Genomic DNA, 24,138 nt, shown 5'->3' with positions numbered 1-24,138 from the left:
CGAAGTTCTCACCCCTCGCACGTCCCCTGTCGCCCCGACGCGCACGTTCGGCACCGCCCCCTCCTACGACACCCCTGCGATGGCGGAGCTCGCCGCCTGGGTCGAGGAGATCCGCGCGCTCACGCAGCCGGACGCCGTGCACTGGGTGGACGGCTCGCGTGCCGAGAACGACTGGCTGCTGCGCGGACTCGTCGACGAGGGCAAGCTCATCAAGCTGAACCCCGAGTGGCGTCCCGGCTCGTACCTGGCGCGCTCGCACCCCAGCGACGTCGCCCGCACCGAGGCGCGCACCTTCATCGCCTCGGAGCGCGAGGAGGACGCCGGCCCCACCAACAACTGGGCCGACCCCGCCGAGATGCACGCGAAGATGGACGAGATCTTCGAGGGCTCGATGCGCGGCCGCACGATGTACGTCGTGCCGTTCTCGATGGGTCGCGTCGGCGGACCGCTGTCGCACATCGGCGTGCAGATCACCGACAGTGCCTACGCGGTCGCGTCGATCGGCATCATGACCCGCGTGGGCGACGAGGTCACCCGCCAGATCGCCGAGGGCGCGCCCTGGGTCAAGACCGTGCACTCCGTCGGCGCTCCCCTGGAGGCGGGCGAGCCGGACGTCGAGTGGCCCTGCAACGACGACAAGTACATCGTGCACTTCCCGGAGACGCTCGAGGTCTACTCGTACGGCTCGGGCTACGGCGGCAACGCGATCCTCGCGAAGAAGTGCTTCGCGCTGCGCATCGCGTCGGTGATCGCCCGGGGCGAGGGCTGGCTCGCCGAGCACATGCTCCTCATCCGCGTGATCGACCCGCAGGGCAAGGCGTACCACGTCGCCGCCGCGTTCCCGTCGGCCTGCGGCAAGACCAACCTCGCGATGCTGCGACCGACGATCCCCGGCTGGAAGGTCGAGACCCTCGGCGACGACATCGCCTGGATCCGCCCGGGCGAGGACGGACGACTCTGGGCGATCAACCCCGAGGCCGGCTTCTTCGGCGTCGCGCCCGGCACCGGTGAGTCGACCAACGTCACCGCGGTCGAGACGCTGTGGGGCAACACGATCTTCACCAACGTCGCGCTCCGCCCCGACGGCGACGTGTGGTGGGAGGGCCTGACCGACGAGGCGCCCGCGAACCTCATCGACTGGGAGGGCAACGACTGGACGCCCGACTCCGGTCGTCCCGCGGCGCACCCCAACTCCCGTTTCACGGTGTCGGCGGCCCAGTGCCCGCAGATCTCCGAGGACTGGGAGGAGGCCGTGCCGCTCGATGTCATCCTGTTCGGCGGCCGCCGCGCGAGCAACGTACCGCTCGTCGTCGAGGCCACCGACTGGACCCACGGCGTGTTCCTCGGCTCGAACATCTCCTCCGAGCGCACGGCGGCCGCCGAGGGCACGGTCGGCGAGCTGCGCCGCGACCCCTTCGCGATGCTGCCGTTCTGCGGCTACAACATGGCCGACTACTTCGGTCACTGGCTGAAGGTCGGCCGCGGCCTGCGCTTCGACCGTGCACCGCGCATCTTCCAGGTGAACTGGTTCCGTCGCGGCGCGGACGGCCGGTTCCTCTGGCCCGGATTCGGCGACAACTCCCGCGTCGTCGACTGGATCATCCGCCGCGTAGCCGGTGACGTGCCGGCGGTGGACAGCCCCATCGGACGCCTGCCGCGCGTGGAGGACCTCAACCTCGACGGCCTCGACATCCCCGCGGAAGACCTCGACGAGCTCTTCTCGGTCGACCCCGAGGCGTGGAAGGCCGAGGCCGACCTCACGGAGGAGTTCTACGACACCTTCGGCGACCGCGTCCCGGCGGCGCTGCGCACCGAGCTCGCGTCGCTGCGCTACCGCCTCGCGAAGGCGTAGCCCCCAGACCGGTGCCGGTTCGGGGGAGCCGGCGCCCTCGGCCTCCGGGTCGAGACAGACCCGCGAAGGCGGGGCATCAGAGACGAACCCATGGCTGAGTGGTCTCCGACGCCCCGCCTTCGTGGCACCCACTTCCGCCGAGACCCCGGTTTCGCGTCGAGACCCCGCCCCGCATACGTGCGGAAGGCGGGGTCTCGGCGGAAACGCGGGGTCCCGGCGGTGGACAGAGGGGGGAGAGGGGGGAGGGGGAGTCAGGCGAGGAGCTGGTGGCGGGCGAGGTCGCGGTAGAGCGGGGTCGACTCCACGAGCTCGGCGTGCGTGCCCTGTCCGACGACCACGCCGTCCTGCAGCACCACGATGAGGTCGCTGTCGACGACGGTGGACAGACGGTGCGCGATCACGACGAGCGTGCGGTCGGTGGCGACCGCGTCGATGGCCTCGCGCATGCGCTGCTCGTTCACGCCGTCGAGCGACGAGGTCGACTCGTCCAGCAGGAGGATCGGGGCGTCCGTGAGGAGCGCCCGGGCGATCGCGAGCCGCTGCCGTTCGCCGCCGGAGAGCATCACGCCGTCCTCGCCGACCGGAGCATCGACCCCGAGGGGGTTCCGCTCCAGCACGTCGCCGAGGTTCACGGCGCGGAGCACGCGCTCGCAGTCCGCATCGGTGGCGTCGGGGGAGGCGAGCCGCAGGTTCTCGGCGAGGGTGCCGGCGAGGGTCGGGGCGTCCTGCTCGACGTAGCCGAAGTGGGCGCGGAGCTCGTCGCGCGCGTAGGTGCGGGTGTCGTGTCCCTTCAGACGGATGGAGCCGCCCGTGGGGTCGTAGAAGCGCTCGATGAGGGAGAGGATGGTGCTCTTCCCCGCCCCGCTGGGGCCGACCAATGCCACCCGTGCCCCCCGGGGGACCGCGAAGGACACCCCACGGAGCACCTCGTGGTCCTGCAGGTCGGGGGCGGCCTCGGCCTGCTCCAGGTGCGCGTCGGCGAGCAGGGTCTGCGCCTCTCTCGCGGCGGCGCGGCGGGCCGCGACGACGTTCTCCGGGTAGCGGAACCGCACGTCGCGGAACTCCAGCGCGGGGGCGTCCGCACCGGGCTCCTCGTCACGGGGGAGGGCGGCGGCGGTGGCCGCGTCGTCCTGGGTCTCGGTGGGCAGGTCGAGCACCTCCTGGATGCGGCCGAGCGCGCCGAGGGCTTGGTTGACGGAGGTGATCGCGCCGAAGGTCGAGGCGAGCGGCATCACCAGCAGGAAGAGGAACATCACGAACGAGATGAGGGCCGCGATCGAGATGGCTCCGGCGGCGACGCGGAAGCCGCCCACGCCGAGCACGACGAGCAGGGAGAGCTGGAGGGCGATGCCGGCGACCGGCACCACGAGCGAGGAGATCTTCGCGATCCGCACGCCGATGCCATAGGCCTCGGAGGCCCGCTCCGTCACCGCCGCGGTCTCCCGCTCGGTCGCGCCGGAGGCCCGGATGGTGCGGATGGAGCCGACGGCCCGCTCGACACCCGAGGCCAGCTCGCCGACCTTCTCCTGCTGGGCGGTGGACGCCGTGCGGATCCGGCCGCTGAGGGCGACGACGACCACGACGGAGACGCCGATCACCACGACGATGAGCAGCAGCAGCACGGGGTCGATGAGCAGCATCGCGATGAGCGCCCCCGCGAAGAGCACGACGTTGCCGACGGCGTCGGCGAGCCCCTGCGTGAGGACGGCGTAGAGGAGCGTCGTGTCGGTGCCGACGCGCGAGACGAGGTCGCCGGTGCGCCGGGCGTCGAACTCGGACGTCGGCAGATGCAGGATGCGGGCGATGAGCTTGCGGCGGCTGGAGTACACGACCGCGGTGCCGGTGCGCTGCAGCAGGTAGTGCTGGAACCCCGAGATGATCGACGACACGATCACGAAGCCGACGAGCAGCCACACGAGCACGCCGATCGTGCCGTCGGATTGCACGGCTTCGATGACCTGGCCGACGAGGAGGGGCTGCACGAGCGAGGTCGCGGCGCCGAACACGCTGAGGACGGCGACGACGACGAGGGTGCGCTTGTGCTCGAAGAGGAAGGGTAGGAGCTGGCGGAAGGTGGCGCGGGGCCCGTCGGCCGGTGCGCCCCGTCCGCGTCGGCGTGCTGTCGCCGTGCGGGACATGGGGGACCTCGATCTGGAGATGGTACTTCGACCGTACTCGGGGGACGGTCGTTTCCTATGGGGCGGCTGTATGGGCTCAGGTGCGACCGAAGCGCCGATGTGCCGCCTGCTTGGTGACGCCGAGGGCGCTCGCGATCGCCTGCCACGAGTAGCCGCTCGTGCGGGCGCGGCGGACCTGCGCCTCTTCGGCGCGTGCGAGCTCCTTGCGCAGCGCGGCCAGGCGGTGGAGCTCGGCGAGGGGTTCGCCGCCCTCGGCCGCGGCGATGATGGTCGGTTGAGACATGGGGACCTCCTTCGCGTCAATATTCGTTGACGCGGCGGGCTGGTGTCAAGAAGTGTTGACGAGTACGTTGTCCACAGCACGGCCTTGCCCGCATGCGGAACGCATGCGATGCTGACAGGATGGCTCGCATGCTGCAAGTGAGGAACCTGCCCGATGAGGTTCACGCCCGGCTCAAAGAGCGTGCCGCGGCGGAACGCATGAGCCTGTCGGACTACGTCGCGCGCGAGCTGGAGGACCTCGTCCGGTACCGCAGCAATGCCGAGGTCCTCGAGGCGTCGCGGGCACGGGCGCGCGCGGCCGGCGTCTCCCTGACGCGCGAGGGCATCCTCGCCGCCCGTGATCGCGAACGGGACGAGCGCGAGTGAGCGGGACATCCGAGGCGGCCGTGCTCGATGCCTCGGCGGCGATCGAGGCACTGATGGGCGAGGAGGTCTGGACGCACGGCGAGGAGTTCCATGCGCACGCGGGTCTCGATATCGAGGTCCTCTCCGTGCTCCGACGCCTCACGATGCGGTCCTCGATGCCGGCGCATGCTGCTCGTGAGGCTCTCGACGCGTTCGGAGCGCTGCAGATCACCCGCCATCCGCTGCGTCGGCTCATCCCGCGGATCTGGTCGCTGCGCGATGACGTCTCCGCGTACGACGCCGGTTATGTCGCGCTCGCGGAGGCCCTCGACGTCCCTCTGCTCACGGCCGATCGCCGGCTGGCGAAGACGGCGGCCCGGTACTGCGACGTCGTGGTGCTGTGAGCGTCTGGCGAGGAAGACAGGAACGGCTGCACCCCCGAGGGAGTGCAGCCGTTCCTTTCGTCTTCTCGGCCTCTAGAGCTCGACGGCGGAGGCGAGACCGAGGTCGTCTTCGTAGTCGTGGTCCTTCGTCTCCGGGGTGAAGATGAGCGCGATGAAGGTCAGCACCGCCATCGACGAGAGGTACAGTCCCACGAGCCAGGGCTCGCCGCCGACGGCCGCCCACAGGGCCACCGCGATGAACGGCGCCACGGCCGCACCGAGGATCGACGACACGTTGTATGCGATCGCCGAGCCGGAGTAGCGAACGTTCGTCGGGAAGAGCTCCGGCAGGAGAGCGCCCATCGGGCCGAACGTCGTGCCCATGAGCATGAAGCCGAACACGAGGAAGGCCTGAGTGAGAGCGCCGGTGAACTTCGGGTCCGCCTGCGGGAGCAGGAAGATGTTGAACGACAGGCCGAAGACGACGATGAGTCCGGTGACCCACAGCAGCAGCTTGCGGCGCCCGATGGCGTCGGCGATCGGCCCGGACAGCAGCGTGAAGATGCCGAAGAACACGACGCCGATGATCTGCATGAGCACGAAGTCCGTGTAGCCGAAGCCGAGGCCCGGGTAGAACTGCGCCGCGAACGCGCTCGGGTCGAAGTCCTTTCCGGTGGCCTCCGCGGCAGCACGGGCGGCGGCCGAGGCGGTCTCCAGGTCGGCGGCCTTCGTGCCGTAGGTGAGCGTGAAGTTCGTCATCAGGTAGAACAGCACGTACGTCGCCAGCATGATGAACGTGCCGAGGATGAGCTGCTTCCAGTGGTGCCGGAACACGGTCGCGAGCGGGAGCTTGCGGATGGCCCCGGTCTTCTCCGCCTTCTTGAACGTGTCCGACTCGACGAGACGGAGCCGCACCCACAGGCCGATGATGACCATGACGGCCGAGAAGAGGAACGGCACGCGCCAGCCCCAGGAGAGGAAGGCCTCGGACTTCAGCGCCGGGTCCTCCGGGTGCGGGAGTGCGAAGTTGATGGCGAGGAAGATGCCGTTCGCGATGATGAAGCCGAGCGGCGCGCCGAGCTGCGGGAACGAGCCGTACCAGGCGCGCTTGCCCTTCGGGGCGTTCTCGGTGGCCACCAGCGCCGCGCCCGACCACTCGCCGCCCAGCGCGAAGCCCTGGGCGAGACGGAGGATCAGCAGGAGCAGCGGGGCGACCCAGCCGATCTGCTGGAAGGTGGGCAGGAGACCGATCACGAACGTCGCGATACCCATAGTGAGGAGCGATGCGACGAGGGTCGCCTTGCGCCCGAACTTGTCACCGAAGTGCCCGAAGACGACGGCGCCGATCGGGCGGGCGACCATCGCCGCACCGAAGACGGCGAACGACGACAGCAGCGACGCGGTGTCGTTCGTGCTCGGGAAGAAGAGTGTGGGGAAGACGAGCACGGCTGCCGTCGCATAGACGTAGAAGTCGTAGAACTCGATGGTGGTGCCGACGAGGCTCGCGGTGATGACGCGCGAGCGGGGGTTCGCGGGGGTGGTAGCGGTGCTCAAGGGGTCTCCGATCCTCCGCCGGTACACCAGCGGACTCGGGCGAGTCTACGCCTTCCTGGGAGTTCGCTGGACGTTGATGACGGGAGGGGGGCGAGCGCGTCGGTGCCCCCGCGTAGAGTCGGGGGAGGCCGGCCGGAGGAGGACCATGACCACGCGGATGCTGCTCCTCGCCGACACGCACGTCCCGAAGCGGGCGAAGCGGTTGCCGGACGCGGTGCTCCAGGCGATCGACGAGGCCGACGTCGTCGTGCACGCGGGGGACTGGGTCGATCTCGCCACCGTCGAGCTGCTCCAGTCCCGCGCCCGCGTGCTCCACGGCGTGCACGGCAACAACGACGGGCCCGAGATCCGCCGGGTGCTGCCGGAGATCGCGCGGTTCACCGTGGAGGACACCGCCGTCGCCGTCATCCACGAGACGGGCGCCGCGACGGGGCGGGAGAAGCGGATGGATCTCGCCTTCCCGGACACCGACCTGCTGGTCTTCGGGCACTCGCACATCCCGTGGGACACCGTGACGCCGAACGGACTGCGGCTGCTCAACCCGGGCTCTCCCACCGACCGGCGCCGGCAGCCCGTGCACACCATGATGCACGTCGTGGTCGACGGACGCGATGTCGAGGCGACCCTGGTGCCGGTCCGATGACCGACGGCGGAGCCGATGTCCCGATCGCCTACCGGGCACCGATGCGCTCCCGCGACGACGCCGTCGCCCCGGGGGTCGCCGTCGAGCGCGCGCTCGCCGGAGGTGTGTGCGGCATGGGCGGGCGGCTCGACAGCCCGCCTCGCTCACTGACCGCGGGGCTCGCGGCCGTCGACGCCCGTCATGGCGAGCGGGCGGCGCGGCGGCTGGAGCGGTTCGCGGCGCTTCCGACCGGAACCCTCGTCTGGACGCAGGACGTCGACGGGTACTTCTGGCTCGGGACGCTGACCGGGCCGTGGCGCTACGACGACGATCCGGCGGCGGTGGCGGCAGACCTCGTGCATGTGCGCGACTGCACCTGGTCCTCGCGCCCGGTGGCGCCTTCCGATGTCCCGCCGGGCGTCACGGCCACGTTCGCCCGCGGGGGACGCAACGGCCAGCGCATCCGCACGGCCGAGGTCGGGGAGCAGTCAGCCGCACTCTGGGAGCGCGGCCTCCGCTGATCCGCGCCTCAGCGCCAGATCGCGGCGATGGCCGCGTTGACCGCGGTGAGGATGCCCACGAGCCAGAAGACCGCGGGCGGCACCACCTGGTCGCGCTTCTGGCGCGCCGTCCCGATCCCGAGCAGGGCGCCGATCGCGAGGAGGATGACGAGCTTCGTGCCGATCTTGGCGTAGTTCATCTCGACGCCCTCGGGAAGGCCCCACGGGGCGGCGAGGGCGAGGCCGGCGACCGCGGCGATCGTCATGCCGATGGTTATCAGACGCGTGAACACCCGCTTGCCACCGAACGCCTGCGCCGCCCAGGCCCCGAAGAGCACGGCGAAGCCGATGAGGTGGACGAAGAGCACGATGTGGCGCAGGGTCTCCATGCCCTCACCGTACGAGAGCGCGGCGTTCCGCGCCACCAAGGCACGCCTGACCTCGCGCCCGCGATGGGGCGCGAGACGGAGGGGGTCAGCCGCGCAGCTCGCGGATCACGAGGGCGGTGCGCAGCGCGGCATCCGCGGCCTCCGCGCCCTTGTCCTCCTTCGAGCCCTCCAGGCCCGCGCGGTCCAGCCCCTGCTTCTCGTCGTCGAGCGTGAGGAGCCCGAACCCGACGGGCTTGCCGGCATCGAGGGAGACGCGGGTGAGGCCGTCGGTCGCCGCCGCCGAGACGTACTCGAAGTGCGGCGTGCCGCCACGGATGATGACCCCGAGGGCGACCACCGCGTCCGCACCGCCGGCGAAGGCGGCCTGTGCGGCCACGGCGAGCTCGAACGAACCGGGCACTCGCACCAGGCGATACGTCGCCCCCGCCTCGTCGAGCACCCGCTGGGCGCCGGCGATCAGGCCGTTCGAGATCACCTCATGCCAGGTGCCGGCGATCACGACGACCTCCAGCCCCCGCCCGTCGATGTTCCCCGTCTTCGGTGCTCCGGCGCCGCTCATTCCTCGTCCTTTCCCGCCGCGAGGGCCTCGGCGAGCTCTGCTTCGCCGATGATGTGGCCCATGCGGTCGCGCTTGGTCTCCAGATACTGGTGGTTGTTCGGGCCCACGCCCACGATCAGCGGCACCTGCTCGACGACGTCGAGGCCGAGCTCGCGCAGCTTGTTCACCTTGTCGGTGTTGTTGGTGAGCAGCCGGACCTTCGAGACGCCCAGGTCGGTGAGGATGCCGGCCGCCGCGGCGTAGTCGCGGGCGTCCGCCGGGAGCCCCAGTGCCAGGTTCGCGTCGACGGTGTCCAGGCCGTCCTCCTGCAGGCTGTAGGCCCGCAGCTTGTTGATGAGCCCGATGCCGCGGCCCTCGTGCCCCCGCATGTAGATGACGATCCCGCCCTCGCGGTCGATAGCGTCCAGCGCGGCATCGAGCTGCGGCCCGCACTCGCACTTCTGGGAGCCGAACGCCTCGCCGGTCAGGCACTCGGAGTGCACGCGCACGAGGGCGGTCTCGGTCGGCTCGCCGGACACGACCGCGATGTGGTCGGTGCCGGTGACGCGGTCCTTGTAGGCGAGGAAGCGGAACGTGCCGTGGTCGGTGGGCACGGTGGCGTCGGCCCGGAGGCTCACACGGCGTCCACGCTGGGCGGCCGGTGTCGCTCCGTCCGGGTCGATCTCGTTGAGGTGCGCGATCAGCTGCTCGATCGTGATGACCGGCACACCGTCGCGGGCGCCCAGTTCGAGAAGCCCGGGAAGCCGCATCATGCTGCCGTCCTCGGCGACGACTTCCGCGATCGCGCCGACGGGCCGGAGGCCGGCGAGCTTCATGAGCTCGACCGCGGCCTCGGTGTGACCGCTGCGCTCACGCACACCGCCGTCGACGGCCCGGAGCGGCAGCACGTGGCCGGGGCGGATGATGCTCGTCGCCGTCGAGGACGGATCGGCCAGGACGTTGAGGGTGTGCGCGCGGTCGCTCGCGCTGATCCCCGTCGTCACCCCTTCCGCGGCGTCGACGCTCACGGTGTAGGCGGTGGAGCGGGCGTCTTCGCTGGCCGCGACCATCGGCGGGAGGTTGAGGCTGTCCGCGAGATCGGTGGGCATCGGCGCGCAGATGAAGCCGGACGACCAGCGCACCGTCCACGCCACCCATTCGGGGGTGGCGAGCTCGGCGGAGAGGACGACGTCCCCCTCGTTCTCGCGGTTCTCGTCGTCGGCCACGAGCACGGGCCGGCCGGCGCGCAGCGCCTCCAGGGCCTCGGGGATGGTTGCCAGGCTCATCGCGAGCCCCCTTCCGGTGCGGCGCGGAACGCGAGCAGCCGCTCGACGTGCCGCGCGAGGATGTCGGTCTCGAGGTTCACGCGGTCGCCGACCGCGCGCGTGCCGAGGGTGGTCGCCGCCAGGGTCTCCGGGATGAGCGACACCTCGAACCAGTGCCCGCCCCGGGTCTCAGAGCCGTCCTGGGTCCGCGGTCCGTCCAGGGTCCCCGGTCCGTCCTGGGTCTCCGAGCCCTCCTGGGTCCCTAAGCCCTCCTGGGTCCCTGAGCCCTCCTGGGTCCCTGAGCCGTGCTGGGTCCCTGAGCCTTCCTGGGTCCCTGAGCCTGTCGAAGGGGTCGAAGGGGTCGAAGGGCTCACCGCGCTCACCGTCAGCGAGGTGCCGTCGACCGAGATGGAGCCCTTGTCGACGACGAGCGGCGCGAGGTCGTCCGGAAGGCTGATGCGGAGCACGCTCCACTGCGCGCCCGGGCGCACCTCGAGCACGACACCGGTCCCGTCGACGTGGCCCTGCACGATGTGCCCGCCGAGCCGTGCGCCGACGGGCATCGCCTTCTCGATGTTGACCCTGGTCCCGACGCTCGCCGTACCGAGGGCCGCGACGTCGAGCGTCTGCTTCATGACGTCGGCGTCGAAGGTCTCGGCCGTGGAGCCGACGACGGTCAGACAGACGCCGGAGACCGCGATCGACTCCCCGTGCACGGCGTCGGCGGCCGCCTTCGGGGCGCGGACGGTGAGCCGCCAGCCGTCGCCCGACTCGGCGATGGCGGTGATCTCGCCGATCTCCTCGATGATTCCGGTGAACATCAGAGGCTTCCCTCCTTCTCCGGGCCCGCGTGGTCCGGGTCGTCCGCGTCCGCAGGATGCGCGATCGCGAGCAGGTCTGCGCCCAACGGCAGCCATTCGTCCACGACGAGGCGGCGCGCCTGGTCGATCGAGCGGACGCCGACGTCGGTCACGGCCAGGCGGCTCCCGCCCAGGAGGACCGGGGCGACATAGGCGAGCACACGGTCCGCGAGCCCGGCGGCGAGGAACGCGCTGGCGAGCGTCGGGCCGCCCTCCACGAACAGCGTCTGGATGCCGCGCTCGTGCAGCGCAGCGAGGACCGCCGACAGGTCGTGCGTGTCGAAGAACAACGGCGTGTGCGGATGACGGTGCACCGCCGCATCCGCAGGGGCGGGTCGCGCGCCGATCACGACCGGGACGGGCTGATGCGGCAGGAGCTCGTCGCCGGCGCGGGCGGTGAGCGCGGGGTCGTCGGCGAGCACGGTGCCGGTGCCGACCGCGATGGCGTCGGCCGCGGCGCGTCGCCGGTGCACGTCGGCACGCGCGTCGGAGCCGGTGATCCACTGGCTGGTGCCGTCGTCCGCCGCAGCCCTGCCGTCGAGGCTCTGCGCCCACTTGACGGTGACGTGCGGACGGCCGCGTCGCGCCGCGAAGAGCCAGTCGCCGATCAGCGCGCGTGCCTCCGCGGCCCGTTCGCCGGACTCGACGCCGACGCCCGCGGCGCGCAGCCGCTCCGCGCCGCCGCCGGAGACCTCACCCGGGTCGTCGAGGGCGTAGACGACCCTGGCCACCCCGGCCTCGATGAGCGCGAGCGCGCACGGACCGGTGCGACCGGTGTGGTTGCACGGTTCGAGGGTGACGACCGCGGTCGCGCCGCGTGCGGCGCCGGGGGCGAGCTTCGACAGTGCGTCGACCTCGGCGTGCGGAGTGCCGGAGCCCCGGTGCCAGCCCTCGGCCAGCACCTCGCCGTCGGGGGAGAGGAGCACGGCGCCCACCTGCGGATTGACTCCGCGGGGGCCTCGAGTCGCGAGGGCGAGCGCGCGATCCATCGCGCGGCGCTCTGTCGCGGTCACTGCCATCCGTCGTCCTCTCTGCGGCCTCGGGGTCGCTGCAGGGTGGCGGAACGGACGCACGCGCGTGCGCCTCGTGCTGCCTCCCTTCCGGACTAGCGAGGTGTCCCTCGCATCACCGTCGGTTCCGGAATTCCACCGGATCGGCATCCCGATCACTCGGAACGCTCGCGGACTGTCACCGCCGGTTCGGATTCCCACCGACCCCGGAGCACGTTGCTGCTCTGAGTGTACTCAACGCGTCCGCGCTCGTTTCATTCCGTGGCAGGGGCCCTTCCCCACCCCTCACTTGAGCAGGCGGGAGAGCCGCCGATCGGCGAGCACCTTGCCGCCGGTCTGACAGGTGGGGCAGTACTCCAGGGAGCGGTCGGCGAAGAACACGCTGCGCACCTCATCGCCGCAGACCGGACACGCCTCGCCCCGGCGGGCGTGCACCCGCATGCCGCGGCGCTTGGCGTCCTTGAGATCAGCCGGAGGTTTGCCCGCGGCGGCCGCGATTGCCTCGGCGAGGGTCTCCTGCATCGCCGCGAACAGGCGGTCGATCTCGGCGTCGTCCAGCGTGCCGGCGATCGCATACGGCGACATGCGGGCCGCGTGCAGGATCTCGTCCGAGTAGGCATTGCCGATGCCAGCGATCACGCCCTGGTCGCGGAGCAGCCCCTTGATCTGCATCCGACGGTCGTCCAGCAGCGCGGCGAAGGCGTCGCGCGTGAAGGACGGATCGAGCGGGTCGGGGCCGAGCCGCGCGATGCCGGGCACCTCGGCGGGGTCGCGGACCACGTACACGGCCAGCGACTTCTTCGTCCCGGCCTCGGTCAGGTCGAAGCCGCTGCCGTCGTCGAGGGCGATCCGCAGCGCGATGGGCGACTTGCCCGGCTTAAGGAGCGTGGTCGGCAGAGTGTCGTACCAGCGCAGCCATCCGGCCTTCGCCAGGTGGAAGACGAGGTGCAGCTCGGACCCGCAGGACAGCACCACGAACTTGCCGCGGCGCTCCGCCCCGCTGATCGCCGCGCCTTCCAGCGCCGAGATCGGCGGGTCGTAGGTCTTCAGCGCGGCGATCGCGGCCACGGCGGCACGGGTGATCGTGCGTCCGGTGGTGCGCTCGCCGAGGAACGCGACGAGTCCTTCGACCTCCGGCATCTCAGGCATGCAGCCATCCTGTCACCGGGGTCCGACGCTGTCACGCGTGGACGTGCGGTCAGAGCACCGACCACTCGACCGGCGTCCGGTCGTCCTCGCGCAGCAGTCCGGCGAGCCAGCCGTCGTCCCGTCCCCGCTGGCTGGTGAGTCCCTGGCGCATGGTGCCCTCGAAGCGGAAGCCGAGGGCGCGGGCGGCGCGGGCGGAGGGGACGTTGCCCACGACGGCCTGCCAGCGGATGCGGGCGAGGCCGAGCTCCGCGAAGCCCCAATCGAGCACGGCCCGCGCGGCCTCGACGAGGTAGCCGCGGCCGCGGGCGTCCGCGACGACCCAGTAGCCGAGCTCGGCATGGCCCCCGGCCGGATGCTCCCCGATGTGGTGGAGTCCGACCATGCCCACGAGGACGTCGTCGGCGTAGACACCCCAGACGGTCTGCGAGCCGTCCTCCCACCACTGCTCGACGAGGGCGACGAAGTCCTCCGCGTCCTGCCGGAAGTAAGGGGAGGGCACCGTCGTCCACCGCGCGATCTCCGGGTCCTGGCACGCCTCGGTGATCGCGTCGACATCCGCCTCCGTCGGGGCGTGGAGGACGAGTCGTGCGGTGGTGAGGGTGACCGGAAGCATCCGTCCAGCCTAAAACGCTCGACCCGGCCCCTTCGGTTCGCCCCGGCCCCTTCCGCGCGTCCGTAACGGGGTGGGAGGCACGGAAAGGGGTGGGATGCAGGGAAGCCGACCGCAGTGTCGGTGGGCGCGATTAGGCTTGTCCGGTGACTGTTCCGGGGATTCTGCGCGCCTTGGAAGAGGCGTCTCTGTATCGTGACGCTCTCGCCTGGGCGCACACCGACGCCGACCTCGGCCTGGTCGACGGGCTCGACGCGCCCGTGCTCGCCGGTCTGCTCGCCAAGCGCGCGGCGGCCGGCCACCCGGCGGCGCTGCTGGCCGTGGTGCCCACGGGGCGCCGCGCGGAATCGGTCGCGCAGGCCCTGGAGACGTACGTCCCGGACGCCGAGGTGCTCACCTTCCCCGCCTGGGAGACGCTGCCGCACGAGCGCCTCAGCCCCAGCCCGGACACGGTCGGCCTGCGACTGCAGACCCTGCGGCGCGTCGCCGAGTGGTCCGGGGAGCGCCCCCTCGTGGTCGTGGCCTCCGTGCGCGCGGCGCTCCAGCCCATCGCCGGGAACCTGGGCGACATCGTGCCGCTCGAGCTGACCGTGGGCAGCCGCGGCAACGAGCTCGACCACGTCGCCGAGCAGCTCGTGGAACGGGCGTACTCCCGCGTCGACATGGTGTCGCGACGGGGCGAGTTCGCCGTCCGCGGCGGCATCCTCGACGTCTTCCCTCCCACATCGGAGCACCCCTACCGCGTGGAGTTCTTCGGCGACGAGATCGATCAGATCCGGGCGTTCTCCGTGGCGGACCAGCGCTCGCTCCCCGGCGACGTGCCGCGCGTCGACCTCCCGCCCAGCCGCGAGCTCCTGCTCACGGCCGAGGTGCGGGAGCGCGCCAGGGCGCTCATCGGCGGCTTCCCGGCCATCAGCGGCATGCTCGAGAAGATGGCCGAGGGCATCCCGGTCGAGGGCATGGAGTCGCTGCTGCCCGCGGTCGCCGGCCCCCTCAAGTCGCTCGTCGAGTACCTGCCCGAGGGCACGGCGACCGCCGTGATCGACCCGGAGCGCTCGACCGCCCGCGCCCTCACCCTCGGCGAGACGAACCGCGAGTTCCTCGACGCCGCCTGGAGCGCGGCGACTTCCGGTGCCTCCGCCCCCATCGATCTCGGCGCCGGCGACTTCCTCACCATCGCCGACCTGCGCGAGGTCGTCCGCGACCGCGGCGGCGTGTGGTGGCGGCTGAGCCCGTTCGGGATCGGCGATGCCACTGCGGAGAGCGTCGAGGCGGCCACCGTCATCCCCTCCTTCCACGGCAACGTCGACGGCGCCATCGCCTTCGTCGACGCGAAGGTCGCCGACGGCTGGCGGGTGGTCGTGCTCGCGACCGGACACGGTCTCGTCGACCGCGCCCGGGACGTGCTGTCCGACCGCGGCATCGCGGCGCGGGTCGTCGAGACCATCGCGGACGCGCCGGACCCGGGGGTCGCGACCCTCACGGTGGGCGGCGTCGAGGCCGGCTTCCAGGTGCCGGAGGCGAAGCTCGCCGTCCTCACCGACAACGAGTTCTACGGCCGCACCATCGGCGGCGACCAGCGCGTCGTCAAGAAGCTCGCCTCGCGTCGGAAGAACGTCGTCGACCCGCTGCAGCTCAAGCAGGGCGACTTCGTCGTGCATGCCACGCACGGTATCGGCCGGTTCGTCGAGATGACCCAGCGCGAGGTCTCCACCGGGGGCCGCAACGCCGCGAAGTCCGTCCGCGACTACCTCGTGCTGGAGTATGCGCCGTCGAAGCGCGGCTACCCCGGCGACAAGCTGTTCGTCCCCACCGATCAGCTCGACCTCCTGTCGAAGTACGTCGGCGGCGAGGCCCCGACCCTGTCGAAGATGGGCGGCAGCGACTGGGCGCAGGCCAAGGGCAAGGCGCGCAAGGCGGTCCGCGACATCGCCGTCGAGCTCGTCAAGCTCTACTCCGCCCGGATGAGCGCCAAGGGGTACGCCTTCGGTCCGGACACCCCCTGGCAGCGTGAGCTGGAGGAGGCGTTCCCGTTCGCGGAGACGCAGGACCAGCTGCAGACCATCGACGAGATCAAGGCCGACATGGAGCGGCCCATCCCGATGGATCGGCTGCTCTCGGGCGACGTCGGCTTCGGTAAGACCGAGGTCGCCGTCCGCGCGGCGTTCAAGGCCATCCAGGACGGCAAGCAGGTGGCGATGCTCGTCCCGACGACCCTGCTCGTCAAGCAGCACCTCGAGACGTTCACGGAGCGCTTCGCCGGGTTCCCGGTCAAGGTGCGGCCGCTGTCGCGGTTCCAGACCGACAAGGAGGCGCGGCTCACGCTGCAGGGTCTCCTCGACGGCTCGGTGGACATGGTGATCGGCACCCACCGCATCCTCACCGAGCAGGTGCTGTTCAAGGATCTCGGCCTCATGATCATCGACGAGGAGCAGCGCTTCGGCGTCGAGCACAAGGATGCGCTGAAGAAGATGAAGACCAACGTCGACATCCTCGCGATGAGCGCCACCCCGATCCCGCGCACGCTGGAGATGGCGGTCACCGGCATCCGCGAGATGTCGACGCTCGCCACACCCCCGGAGGACCGGCACCCGATCCTCTCGTTCGTCGGACCCCGCAGCGACAAGCAGATCGCCGCCGCCATCCGCCGCGAAATCCTCCGCGAGGGCCAGGTCTTCTTCGTGCACAACCGCGTGCAGTCGATCCAGCGGGTCGCGGCCGAGCTCGCCGAGCTGGTCCCCGAGGCGCGGATCGCCGTGGCGCACGGGCAGATGGGGGAGCACGCGCTGGAGCAGGTCGTCGACGACTTCTGGGAGCGCAAGTTCGACGTCCTCGTCTCGACCACGATCATCGAGACCGGCCTCGACATCTCCAACGCGAACACGATCATCATCGACCGCGCCGACAAGTACGGGCTGAGCCAGCTCCACCAGCTCCGCGGACGCGTGGGTCGCGGACGGGAGCGCGCCTACGCGTACTTCCTCTACGACGACATGAAGCCGCTGAGCGAGACCGCGGCCGACCGGCTGCAGACCATCGCGGTCAACAACGACCTCGGCTCCGGTATGCAGGTCGCCCTGAAGGACCTCGAGCTGCGCGGTGCCGGAAACCTCCTCGGCGCGGAGCAGGCCGGACACATCGCGGGGGTCGGCTTCGACCTGTATCTGCGCATGATCGGCGAGGCCGTCGCGACCTTCCGCGGCGAGGAGGTCGAGACCGGGCAGGAGCTCCGACTCGAGCTGCCGCTCGATGCCCGAATCCCGGAGGACTACATCGACAGCGAACGCCTCCGGCTCGAGGCGTACCAGAAGCTCTCCGCCGCCTCGGCCGCGACGGCGAAGGACGACGCCATCGACCTCGTGGTGGAGGAGCTCGTCGACCGGTACGGCACGCCGCCGGAGGAGGTCGCCGGACTCGTGTCGATCGCGCGACTGCGGCGCCGGGCGGCCAGGGCCGGGCTCACCGACGTCGTGGCCATGGGCTCGAACCTGCGCCTCGCGCCCGCCCGCCTCGAGGACTCCATCAAGGTCCGGCTGCAGCGGCTGTATCCGAAGGCGAAGCTCGTCTCCGGCGGAGAGGCCCTGGTCGTGCCGATGCCCACGGTGCCCGCGGCGGTCGGAGTGGGCGTGGAGCCGCTGCCCGACGCCGAGCTGCTCGCCTGGGTCGACCAGCTGTTCACCGCCATCTTCCCCGAGCCCGCCAAGCCCGAGTGACCCGGTGGTGATGATCTCCGAAGTCGTGCACGCCGCAGACGCCGAGGGCTAGTCTGGCCGCATGTTGTACGAGCACCTCGGGGCTCGCCCCCGCATCCACGACACCGCCGTCGTCGCTCCGACCGCCGTCATCTCCGGTGACGTGGAGCTCGGACCGGGCTGCCAGGTGCTGCACGGCGCCGTCATCACCGCGGAGGGCGGCCCGATCACCCTCGGCGCGCACGTCATCGTGATGGAGAACGCGCTGATCCGGGCGACCGCGGCGAACGCCGTCCACATCGGGGCGCACACGCTCGTCGGGACACTGGCCAGCATCGCCGGGGCGACCGTGGGCGAGGAGGTGTTCTTCGCGTCCGGAGCCCGGGTCTTCAACGGCGCGCTCGTCGGGGATCGCTGCGAGGTGCGGGTCAACGCCATCGTGCATCGCCGGGCCGTGCTGCCGTCGGGGACGGTGGTGCCGATCGGGTGGGTCGCGGTCGGCGATCCGGTGCAGCTGCTCTCACCCGACCGCGACGCCGAGATCGCGGCTGCGCAGCCCGAGCTCGACTTCCCCGGACACGTCTTCGGCGTCGACCGGGACACTCCCGACCTCATGGTGCAGCTCACGGAGCGCTACGGCAGCTCCCTCGCGCGGCACGCCGACGACCGTCAGGTCTGACCCCACACCCTTCGAATCGCCCGAATGGTCGCATCTCGGCCGGATTTGCGACCATTCAGGCGATTCGAACGGGTCAGATGACGCCCTGGGCGAGCATCGCCGCGGCGACGCGCTCGAAGCCGGCGATGTTGGCACCCGCGACGTAGTCGCCGGGGACGCCGTGACGCTCGGCCGCCTCGAAGGCGGCGCGGTGGATGTCGCCCATGATCTCGCGGAGCTTGTTCTCGCTGTCGCCGAAGCTCCAGCGCTGTCGCGAGGCGTTCTGGCTCATTTCCAGGGCCGAGGTCGCGACACCGCCGGCGTTCGCGGCCTTGCCCGGGGCGAACAGCACGCCGGCCTTCTGGAACGCCTCGACGGCCTCGGGCACGCACGGCATGTTGGCGCCCTCGGACACGGCGCGCACCCCGTTCGCGATCAGGGCCTCCGCATCGGCGAGGCTGACCTCGTTCTGGGTGGCGGAGGGCACCGCGATGTCGACGGGCACCTCCCACACGCTGCCGCTCTCCACGAACCGGGCGCTCGGGCGGCGGTTCGCGTACTCGACGATGCGGGCGCGCTCGACCTCCTTGAGCTGACGCAGCAGGTCGAGGTCGATGCCCGCGTCGTCGACGACGTAGCCGGAGGAGTCGGACGCCGTGACCGCGGTCGCGCCGAGCTGGGCGGCCTTCTGGATCGCGTAGATCGCCACGTTGCCGGAGCCCGAGATGCCGACGCGCTTGCCGTCGAGGGAGTCGCCGTGCACGCCGAGCATCTCCTGCGCGAAGAACACCGCGCCGTAGCCGGTGGCCTCGGTCCGCACCTCGGCGCCACCCCAGCCGGTGCCCTTGCCCGTGAACATGCCGGACTCGTGGCGGTTGGTGACCTTGCGGTACTGGCCGAAGAGGTAGCCGATCTCGCGGCCGCCGACGCCGATGTCTCCCGCGGGGACGTCGGTGTGCTCGCCGAGGTGCCGGTAGAGCTCGTTCATGAACGACTGGCAGAAGCGCATGACCTCGGCGTCGGACTTGCCGTGCGGGTCGAAGTCGGAGCCGCCCTTGCCGCCGCCGATGCCCTGACCGGTGAGTGCGTTCTTGAAGATCTGCTCGAAGCCGAGGAACTTGATGATCGACAGGTTGACCGACGGGTGGAACCGCAGGCCGCCCTTGTACGGACCGAGCACGGAGGAGAACTGGATGCGGTAGCCGCGGTTGACCTGCAGCTTCCCGGCGTCGTCGACCCACGGCACCCGGAACATGATCTGCCGCTCCGGCTCGACCAGGCGCTCCAGGATCCCGCCGTCGACGTACTCCGGACGCTGCTCCAGCACCGGGGCGATGGAGTGCAGCACCTCGTGGACGGCCTGGTGGAACTCCGGCTCGTGCGGGCTGCGCGCCAGCACCGTGTCGAAGACGGGCTGCACGGAGGCGGCGAGCGGGTGGAAGTCGGTGGGGGTGGTGACGGTCACGCGGGAGGGCTTTCTGATGGGGGATGGGGTGCGGGCGATCGTGTCACGCGCGAAAGCAGAGCCGGGTGAGGCGGAGGTTTCACTCTAGCGTCGGCGACGAGGGCCTCCGCGCACGCGGCGGGAGGGCTCCGGTCACCCGGTGTTCTGCAGGCCGGCGGCGACCCCGCTGACGGACAGGAGGAGCAGGCGCTGCTGCTCGGCGTCCGCGCCGGAGCCCTCCGGCTGCTCCGGAGCCGACCGGAGCGCGCGGAGCGCCCGCAGCTGCAGGAGGGAGAGGGCGTCGACGTACGGGCTGCGCAGCTGCACGGCCCGCTGCAGCACGGGCTTGTTCTCCAGCAGGCCCTCGCCTCCGGTGAGACGGATGACCCAGCGCCGGGTGAGCGCGAGCTCGTCGAGCACCAGGGCGGCGAGATCGTCGCGGTCTCCGAGGGCGAGGTACTGCCGGGCGATGCGCTCGTCGGTCTTGGCGAGGCTCATCGCGACGTTGTCGACCATCGTGCGCAGCAGCGGCCACTCGCCATAGGCCTCCGTGAGCAGTTCCTCGTCGCCGACGGCCTCGAGCGCGGTGCCGAGTCCGAACCAGCCGGCGAGGTTGATCCGGGCCTGCGTCCACGCGAACACCCAGGGGATGGCCCGGAGGTCTTCCAGGGACTCCACCGAGAGACCACGACGGGCGGGCCGCGAGCCGAGCGCGAGCAGGCCGATCTCCTCCATCGGGGTCACGGTCGCGAACCACGGGGCGAAGCCCTCGGCCTTGACGAGCGCGAAGAACCGCTCGCGGGAGGCGGCATCCATCGTCGCGGCGACCTCGGCGTAGCGGGCGGCCGCGCGGCTCGTGCGCTCCTCGACCGTGGGGGAGGAGGCCAGCAGCGTCGCGGCGGCGACCTGGTCGATGTGCCGCATCGCGATCGCGGGCTCGCCGTAACGGGCGAAGATGACCTCGCCCTGCTCGGTGAGCTTGAACCGACCGTCGACGGAGTGCGGGGGCTGCGCGAGGATCGCGGAGTTGGCGGGGCCGCCGCCACGGCCGAGCGCACCGCCGCGGCCGTGGAAGAGGGTGAGCTCGATGCCCGATTCCTGTGCCCAGCGGGCGATCTTCTCCTGCGCCGTGTACAGCGCGAGGTTCGCGGCCACGGGCCCGACGTCCTTGGAGGAATCGGAGTAGCCGAGCATGACCTCCAGCCGGTTGCCGGTCGCGGCCATCCGCTCGCGGAACTCCGGGAAGGTGACGGCCTCGGCGAGGATCCCCGGGGCGGCCTGGAGGTCGGCGAAGGTCTCGAACAGCGGCACGACGTCGAGCACCGGGGCGTCGTCGCCGAGCGCGTGGCGGGCCAGCTCGTACACGTTCGCGAGGTCGGAGGCCGCCTGCGTGAAGGAGACGACGTAGCGACCCGCGGCGCGCAGCCCGCGGTCGCGCTGGATGTCCGCGATCGCGCGGAACACCTCCAGCACCTCCTCGGTCTGCGTGCTGATCGGACCGCCGGCCTCGAGTTCGGCCAGGGCCTTGGCGTGCACCTGGGAGTGCTGGCGCACCTCCAGCTCCGTGAGGTGGAAGCCGTAGGTCTCGACCTGCCAGATCAGGTGCTGCACGCCGCCGAACGCGTGACGGCGGGCTCCGGCGGCGACGAGGGAGGACTGCACGGTGCGCAGCTCCGCGAGCAGCTCCTCCGGACCCGTGTAGCCCTCCTCGTCTCCGCGGCGCGTGGCCGCCACGCGGCGGGCCATGACGAGGACGACCCGGCGGTGCGGCTCGTCAGGGGAACGGGCCGCGAGCTCGTCGGCGACCGTCGGCTCCGCGGCCGCGAAACGCTCCCAGAGGGCCGTGACCTCGGCGCTGGGCGGAGTGTCGTCCGCGGCGAGCGTGAGGGTGCGGCCGATCCGGTCGAGCGCCCGCTCGAGGCCGCGGAGCACGTGGTCGGAGGCGATCTGCGACGCCTCGCGGGTGACCGCGGCGGTGACGAACGGGTTGCCGTCGCGGTCGCCGCCGACCCAGGAGCCGATCCGCACGAACGCCGGGACGACCGGGGCGGTGGCGCCGGACTCCTCGCCGCGGAGGGCGTCGTCGATCCGGCGGTAGACGTGGGGGACCGTGGTGAACAGCGTCTCGTCGAAGACGCCCATGACGGTGCGGACCTCGTCGGTCGGGGAGGGCTTCTGCGCGCGCAGCGGCGCCGTGCGCCACAGGGTGTCGATCTCTTCGAGCATCCGGCGGCGGGCGCGGTGCTCCTCGGAGCCACCTGCGCTGGCTGCGTCGTGCTGGGTGAGCAGCTCGGAGAGCCGGCGGATGCTCGACGAGACCGCACGGCGGCGGGCCTCGGTCGGGTGCGCCGTGAAGACGGGGTGGAAGCGCAGGCCGTCCAGACGACGGCGGGCCTCGTCGTCGCCGACCTCCTCGCGCAGCCGGGCGTACGCCCCCGCGACCGTGTCCGTCGCCTGGGCCCCTGAGCCCGTCGAAGGGGCCTGCCCCGCCCGCTCCCGGAGCACGCGCACGCGCTGGTGCTCCTCGGCGAGGTTCACGAGGTGGAAGTAGCAGGTGAACGCGCGGGCGACCTCGTCGGCACGGGCGATCGTGAAGGAGTCGGCGATCGCCGCGGCGCGGTCGAACGCGTCGGAGCTGTGGTCCTCGTAGGCCTGGATCGTCGCGAGGCGCAGGCGCTCGACGTCCTCGAACAGGTCGTCGCCGCCGGCCTCCCGGAGCACCTGGCCGAGGAGCTGGCCCAGCATCCGCACGTCGGAGCGCATGGCATCGGGGATGCCGCGACCGGCTTCGAAACGACCGATCACGCGGATGGCCTCGGTGGGCGTCGGCTCGGAGAAAGCGGGGGAATCGGGGGTCACCCTCCGAGAGTAGCCGGGTGGATCGGGGTGTCCTGCACGCATGACGACGGTGTGACGCCGCGGCCTACGATGGACAGGATGCGCATCACAGCGAACCCCCTCCGCGGGCAGCAGTTCCCGGCCGTCCTCCTGCTCGTGGCCGCCGGCCTCGGCCTCCTCTTCGCGAACCTGCCGACGCACGACGCGATCGCCGGGCTGCTGGAGACGCACCTCGCCGTCCCGGGGACGGCGCTGGACCTGTCGATCGCGCACTGGGTGTCGGACGGCCTGCTCGCGATCTTCTTCCTCGTCGTGGCGATCGAGCTGCGGCACGAGCTCACCCACGGCGAGCTCGACTCCCCGCGGAAGGCCGTGCAGCCGGCCATCGCGGCGACCGGCGGCGTGCTCGTGCCGATCCTCGTGTACCTGCTGATCGCGGGAGGGCCGGAGACGGCGTCCGGGTGGCCGATCCCGACCGCCACCGACATCGCCTTCGCGCTCGGCGTGCTGGCGATGTTCGGACGCGGACTCCCGTCCCGGGTGCGGGTGTTCCTGCTGGCCCTCGCGATCCTCGACGACATCATCGGCATCATCTTCATCGCGGTGCTCTTCGCGCACGACGTACAGTGGCTCCTGTTCGGGCTCGCGATCGTCGGGGTGGCGGTGTTCTGGCTGCTGAGCCGCCTGCTGCACGCCACCGGACACACGCTCGTCGCGGTCGGGATGGCCGTCGTCGGCGTCGTCACGTGGGGCCTCGTCGCCTCGTCCGGCATCCACGCGACCATCGCCGGCGTGATGCTCGGCCTCGTCATGGCGCCGGTACCCGCCGGACGCACCCGGCATGCGCTGGAGCCGACCGTGAACGGCGCGATCCTGCCGCTCTTCGCCTTCGTGGCGGCCTTCGTCGTCATCCCCGCCGTCTCGCCGACGGCCCTCTCCCCGGCCTTCTGGGCGATCGTGGTGGCCCTTCCGGTGGGGAAGATCATCGGCATCTCCCTGTTCGGCTGGCTCGCCATGCGCATCCGTCCGAAGGGGGCCGACCCGGCGCTGCCCTTCGCGGACATCCTCGCCGCTGGCGCCCTGGGCGGCATCGGATTCACCGTCTCGCTCCTGCTCGCGAACCTCGCGTTCGAGGGCGACGCGGTCATCCGCGACCAGGCGATCCTCGGCGTCCTCGTGGGGTCGCTCTTCGCGCTGATCCTCTCCGGCATCGTCGTCACCCTGCGCGCCCGGTGGTACCGTCGCGCTGCGCCCATCCCCGCCTGAGCCGGAGTCCGGAGGAAGCATGACCAGCGAGCAGCGAGGCCCCGAGGACATCGACGATCCGCTGCGCGCGGCCGCAGAGACCATGCGTGCGGTGCGGGAGCGGTGTGTGTGGTCGCAGCGCATCACGCACCGCGACCTCGTGCCGTACCTCATCGAGGAGTCGCACGAGGTGATCGACGCGGTCGAGGGCGGCTCACGCGCCGACCTCCGCGAGGAGCTGGGCGATCTGCTGTGGCAGGTGCTGTTCCATGCCGCGATCGCGGCACAGGATCCGGACGACCCGTTCGACATCGACGACGTCGCCCGCACGCTCACCGAGAAGATGGTGCGGCGGCATCCGCACGTGTTCGGCGACGAGGTCGCGGAGACGCCGGAGGAGGTGCTCGTGCACTGGAACGCGGCGAAGGCGGCGGAGAAGCGCACCCGCCGCAGCGTGCTCGACGGGATCCCGCGCGCGATGCCCGCCCTCGCGCGTGCGCAGAAGATGTCGGGTCGTGCCGCCGGTGCCGGCGTGGTGCCCGCGCCGCCGTCCGCCCTGCGCCCGTCGTCGGAGGAGGAGCTGGGCGATGCCCTCCTCGCCCTCGTGGACACCGCTCGGGCCGAGGGCTGGGACGCGGAGCGCGCCCTCCGGGAACGGCTGACGCGCCTGGAGGACGAGGTCCGCGCCGCCGAGGCCGGTTGACCCGACACGGACACCGCCGCCGACCTGGGAAGATGGACGGGTGGCTACCGTGAACGCGCCG

Annotated in this window: 21 protein-coding genes and 1 riboswitch; of the genes, 9 read left to right on the top strand and 12 right to left on the bottom strand. The window is 71.5% G+C overall.

Annotated elements, in window-relative coordinates; translation table 11 throughout:
- The first annotated feature begins 79 nt into the window (after positions 1-79).
- Positions 80-1,852, top strand: a complete 1,773-nt coding sequence (locus tag AB0300_RS11455) for a phosphoenolpyruvate carboxykinase (GTP) (RefSeq protein ID WP_366216126.1) — start codon at positions 80-82, stop codon at positions 1,850-1,852.
- Positions 1,853-2,103: 251 nt separating this feature from the next.
- Here AB0300_RS11455 and AB0300_RS11450 read toward each other — a convergent pair whose 3' ends face one another.
- Positions 2,104-3,990 carry an ABC transporter ATP-binding protein gene (locus AB0300_RS11450; protein WP_366216037.1) on the bottom strand — a complete coding sequence of 629 codons (1,887 nt, stop codon included), beginning with the start codon at positions 3,988-3,990 and terminating at the stop codon, positions 2,104-2,106.
- A gap of 76 nt (positions 3,991-4,066) precedes the next feature.
- The gene (locus tag AB0300_RS11445) at positions 4,067-4,273 is read right to left on the bottom strand and encodes an AsnC family protein (RefSeq protein WP_366216036.1); all 207 of its coding nucleotides are present in this window, start codon (positions 4,271-4,273) and stop codon (positions 4,067-4,069) included.
- Between the two features lie 119 nt (positions 4,274-4,392).
- Here AB0300_RS11445 and AB0300_RS11440 point away from each other — a divergent pair, with 119 nt between their 5' ends.
- Positions 4,393-4,638 (top strand): hypothetical protein, encoded by a 246-nt coding sequence (locus AB0300_RS11440; protein WP_126894495.1) that lies wholly within the window; start codon positions 4,393-4,395, stop codon positions 4,636-4,638.
- Positions 4,635-5,021: a type II toxin-antitoxin system VapC family toxin gene (locus AB0300_RS11435; protein ID WP_366216035.1), complete on the top strand. Its 387-nt coding sequence runs from the start codon at positions 4,635-4,637 to the stop codon at positions 5,019-5,021. The genes AB0300_RS11440 and AB0300_RS11435 overlap by 4 nt, the downstream gene beginning before the upstream one ends.
- A gap of 72 nt (positions 5,022-5,093) precedes the next feature.
- Here the strand turns inward: AB0300_RS11435 and AB0300_RS11430 are convergent, their stop codons facing one another.
- Positions 5,094-6,554 carry an MFS transporter gene (locus AB0300_RS11430; protein WP_060923458.1) on the bottom strand — a complete coding sequence of 487 codons (1,461 nt, stop codon included), beginning with the start codon at positions 6,552-6,554 and terminating at the stop codon, positions 5,094-5,096.
- Positions 6,555-6,699: 145 nt separating this feature from the next.
- Between AB0300_RS11430 and AB0300_RS11425 the strand changes: the two genes are divergently transcribed.
- Entirely contained in the window at positions 6,700-7,197 is a 498-nt protein-coding gene (locus tag AB0300_RS11425) for a YfcE family phosphodiesterase (protein ID WP_366216034.1), read from the top strand.
- On the top strand, positions 7,194-7,697 hold the full coding sequence (locus AB0300_RS11420; protein ID WP_366216033.1) for a GAF domain-containing protein: 504 nt from the start codon (positions 7,194-7,196) through the stop codon (positions 7,695-7,697). The genes AB0300_RS11425 and AB0300_RS11420 overlap by 4 nt, the downstream gene beginning before the upstream one ends.
- A gap of 8 nt (positions 7,698-7,705) precedes the next feature.
- Here the strand turns inward: AB0300_RS11420 and AB0300_RS11415 are convergent, their stop codons facing one another.
- The 7 genes from AB0300_RS11415 to AB0300_RS11385 form a co-directional block, all read right to left on the bottom strand.
- On the bottom strand, positions 7,706-8,065 hold the full coding sequence (locus AB0300_RS11415) for a Fe-S protein (protein ID WP_366216032.1): 360 nt from the start codon (positions 8,063-8,065) through the stop codon (positions 7,706-7,708).
- 85 nt (positions 8,066-8,150) lie between these two features.
- Entirely contained in the window at positions 8,151-8,624 is a 474-nt protein-coding gene (gene ribH / locus AB0300_RS11410; RefSeq protein WP_062633494.1) for a 6,7-dimethyl-8-ribityllumazine synthase, read from the bottom strand.
- Complete coding sequence (gene ribA / locus AB0300_RS11405; protein WP_025103904.1) at positions 8,621-9,889, bottom strand: GTP cyclohydrolase II; 1,269 nt, start codon at positions 9,887-9,889, stop codon at positions 8,621-8,623. The genes ribH and ribA overlap by 4 nt, the downstream gene beginning before the upstream one ends.
- On the bottom strand, positions 9,886-10,689 hold the full coding sequence (locus AB0300_RS11400) for a riboflavin synthase (RefSeq protein WP_366216031.1): 804 nt from the start codon (positions 10,687-10,689) through the stop codon (positions 9,886-9,888). Before AB0300_RS11400 ends, ribA begins: the two co-directional genes overlap by 4 nt.
- Complete coding sequence (gene ribD / locus AB0300_RS11395; RefSeq protein WP_366216030.1) at positions 10,689-11,747, bottom strand: bifunctional diaminohydroxyphosphoribosylaminopyrimidine deaminase/5-amino-6-(5-phosphoribosylamino)uracil reductase RibD; 1,059 nt, start codon at positions 11,745-11,747, stop codon at positions 10,689-10,691. Before ribD ends, AB0300_RS11400 begins: the two co-directional genes overlap by 1 nt.
- Positions 11,748-11,811: 64 nt before the next feature.
- A riboswitch (FMN riboswitch) is annotated at positions 11,812-11,956 on the bottom strand.
- 67 nt (positions 11,957-12,023) lie between these two features.
- A complete protein-coding gene (locus AB0300_RS11390; protein ID WP_366216029.1) occupies positions 12,024-12,887 on the bottom strand; it encodes a DNA-formamidopyrimidine glycosylase family protein in 864 nt (287 codons plus the stop codon).
- A gap of 49 nt (positions 12,888-12,936) precedes the next feature.
- Entirely contained in the window at positions 12,937-13,500 is a 564-nt protein-coding gene (locus tag AB0300_RS11385) for a GNAT family protein (RefSeq protein WP_085606685.1), read from the bottom strand.
- A gap of 143 nt (positions 13,501-13,643) precedes the next feature.
- Here AB0300_RS11385 and mfd point away from each other — a divergent pair, with 143 nt between their 5' ends.
- Positions 13,644-17,210, top strand: coding sequence for a transcription-repair coupling factor (gene mfd / locus AB0300_RS11380; protein WP_366216028.1), 3,567 nt, complete (start codon positions 13,644-13,646; stop codon positions 17,208-17,210).
- A gap of 61 nt (positions 17,211-17,271) precedes the next feature.
- Positions 17,272-17,868: a gamma carbonic anhydrase family protein gene (locus AB0300_RS11375; RefSeq protein WP_025103909.1), complete on the top strand. Its 597-nt coding sequence runs from the start codon at positions 17,272-17,274 to the stop codon at positions 17,866-17,868.
- Between the two features lie 73 nt (positions 17,869-17,941).
- On the opposite strand, the gene gdhA is transcribed toward AB0300_RS11375, so the two are convergent.
- Both gdhA and AB0300_RS11365 read right to left on the bottom strand, forming a co-directional pair.
- On the bottom strand, positions 17,942-19,312 hold the full coding sequence (gene gdhA, locus AB0300_RS11370; RefSeq protein WP_062633506.1) for an NADP-specific glutamate dehydrogenase: 1,371 nt from the start codon (positions 19,310-19,312) through the stop codon (positions 17,942-17,944).
- 132 nt (positions 19,313-19,444) lie between these two features.
- Positions 19,445-22,150 (bottom strand): phosphoenolpyruvate carboxylase, encoded by a 2,706-nt coding sequence (locus AB0300_RS11365; protein WP_366216027.1) that lies wholly within the window; start codon positions 22,148-22,150, stop codon positions 19,445-19,447.
- 78 nt (positions 22,151-22,228) lie between these two features.
- Between AB0300_RS11365 and nhaA the strand changes: the two genes are divergently transcribed.
- Together nhaA and AB0300_RS11355 are read left to right on the top strand one after the other, a co-directional pair.
- Positions 22,229-23,395 (top strand): Na+/H+ antiporter NhaA, encoded by a 1,167-nt coding sequence (gene nhaA / locus AB0300_RS11360; RefSeq protein ID WP_025103912.1) that lies wholly within the window; start codon positions 22,229-22,231, stop codon positions 23,393-23,395.
- Between the two features lie 19 nt (positions 23,396-23,414).
- Positions 23,415-24,077 (top strand): MazG family protein, encoded by a 663-nt coding sequence (locus AB0300_RS11355; protein WP_366216026.1) that lies wholly within the window; start codon positions 23,415-23,417, stop codon positions 24,075-24,077.
- Positions 24,078-24,138: the final 61 nt, after the last annotated feature.

This window comes from Microbacterium sp. NPDC078814, assembly GCF_040702645.1.
GTDB lineage: Bacteria > Actinomycetota > Actinomycetes > Actinomycetales > Microbacteriaceae > Microbacterium.
This window is presented reverse-complemented; position numbering and strand designations above follow the sequence as displayed.

Bases quoted from the DNA above. Each gene is read 5' to 3' on its own strand.
- AB0300_RS11455 (WP_366216126.1), top strand. From the start codon at position 80: ATGGCGGAGCTCGCCGCCTGGGTCGAGGAGATCCGCGCGCTCACGCAG.
- AB0300_RS11450 (WP_366216037.1), bottom strand. From the start codon at position 3,990: ATGTCCCGCACGGCGACAGCACGCCGACGCGGACGGGGCGCACCGGCC.
- AB0300_RS11445 (WP_366216036.1), bottom strand. From the start codon at position 4,273: ATGTCTCAACCGACCATCATCGCCGCGGCCGAGGGCGGCGAACCCCTC.
- AB0300_RS11440 (WP_126894495.1), top strand. From the start codon at position 4,393: ATGGCTCGCATGCTGCAAGTGAGGAACCTGCCCGATGAGGTTCACGCC.
- AB0300_RS11425 (WP_366216034.1), top strand. From the start codon at position 6,700: ATGACCACGCGGATGCTGCTCCTCGCCGACACGCACGTCCCGAAGCGG.
- AB0300_RS11420 (WP_366216033.1), top strand. From the start codon at position 7,194: ATGACCGACGGCGGAGCCGATGTCCCGATCGCCTACCGGGCACCGATG.
- AB0300_RS11415 (WP_366216032.1), bottom strand. From the start codon at position 8,065: ATGGAGACCCTGCGCCACATCGTGCTCTTCGTCCACCTCATCGGCTTC.
- ribH (WP_062633494.1), bottom strand. From the start codon at position 8,624: ATGAGCGGCGCCGGAGCACCGAAGACGGGGAACATCGACGGGCGGGGG.
- ribA (WP_025103904.1), bottom strand. From the start codon at position 9,889: ATGAGCCTGGCAACCATCCCCGAGGCCCTGGAGGCGCTGCGCGCCGGC.
- AB0300_RS11400 (WP_366216031.1), bottom strand. From the start codon at position 10,689: ATGTTCACCGGAATCATCGAGGAGATCGGCGAGATCACCGCCATCGCC.
- ribD (WP_366216030.1), bottom strand. From the start codon at position 11,747: ATGGCAGTGACCGCGACAGAGCGCCGCGCGATGGATCGCGCGCTCGCC.
- AB0300_RS11390 (WP_366216029.1), bottom strand. From the start codon at position 12,887: ATGCCTGAGATGCCGGAGGTCGAAGGACTCGTCGCGTTCCTCGGCGAG.
- AB0300_RS11385 (WP_085606685.1), bottom strand. From the start codon at position 13,500: ATGCTTCCGGTCACCCTCACCACCGCACGACTCGTCCTCCACGCCCCG.
- AB0300_RS11375 (WP_025103909.1), top strand. From the start codon at position 17,272: ATGTTGTACGAGCACCTCGGGGCTCGCCCCCGCATCCACGACACCGCC.
- nhaA (WP_025103912.1), top strand. From the start codon at position 22,229: ATGCGCATCACAGCGAACCCCCTCCGCGGGCAGCAGTTCCCGGCCGTC.
- AB0300_RS11355 (WP_366216026.1), top strand. From the start codon at position 23,415: ATGACCAGCGAGCAGCGAGGCCCCGAGGACATCGACGATCCGCTGCGC.